General features: G+C 67.4%; 1 pseudogene. It reads right to left on the bottom strand.

What is annotated here, in order from left to right:
- Positions 1 to 487 (bottom strand): annotated as a pseudogene (locus tag OR16_RS38900) (4Fe-4S binding protein); the annotation flags it as partial.
- Positions 488 to 583: the final 96 nt, after the last annotated feature.

Below are 583 nucleotides of genomic sequence, written 5' to 3'. Positions count from 1 at the left end.
GCCGGCCACGGTGGCGGTGACGGAGCGGGCGGCGGCCTTGGCGCCGTAGAGGTTGGTATAGGCATGCGCGGCCGACCACGGCGGCACGGTGGCGCCGTACTGGGCGCTGTTGAATACGTCTTCGCCGGTGACGGCCGCCAGCGAAGGCACCGGGGCGGATTCGAGAACCGGCTCGGCATCCGCGGCCACGCCTTCGGCGGCAAGCTGCTCGGAGGAGAGTTCGTCAGGTAGCGTATCCCAGCCAAACTGCTCCCCGACTGCCGTAGGCCTTGGCGCGCGGCATGGTGCGCCAGTTGTCGATCGAGCCTGTCGGGCACGGCGAGATGCAGGCCATGCAGCCATTGCACTTGTCCGCGTCGACCACGTAGTTGCGCGAATCGTGGGTGATGGCGGCGACCGGGCAGGTGGCCTCGCAGGTATTGCAGCGGATGCAGATCTCGGGGTCGATCAGGTGCTGCCTGATGACCTGGATGTCGGACATGTCCATGGCGAACTCCGGGGGTGATGCGCCCCCTGTGGCCGGGGCCTTTTGCCGCAGGAGTCCACCGGGCCCCTGCCTTCTTGCGATATTCGATATTCGGCT

The organism is Cupriavidus basilensis OR16, assembly GCF_000243095.1.
In the GTDB taxonomy this organism is placed as follows: domain Bacteria; phylum Pseudomonadota; class Gammaproteobacteria; order Burkholderiales; family Burkholderiaceae; genus Cupriavidus; species Cupriavidus basilensis_D.
Note: the sequence above shows the minus strand (reverse complement) of the source record. Positions and strands in the feature narration are given on the sequence as shown.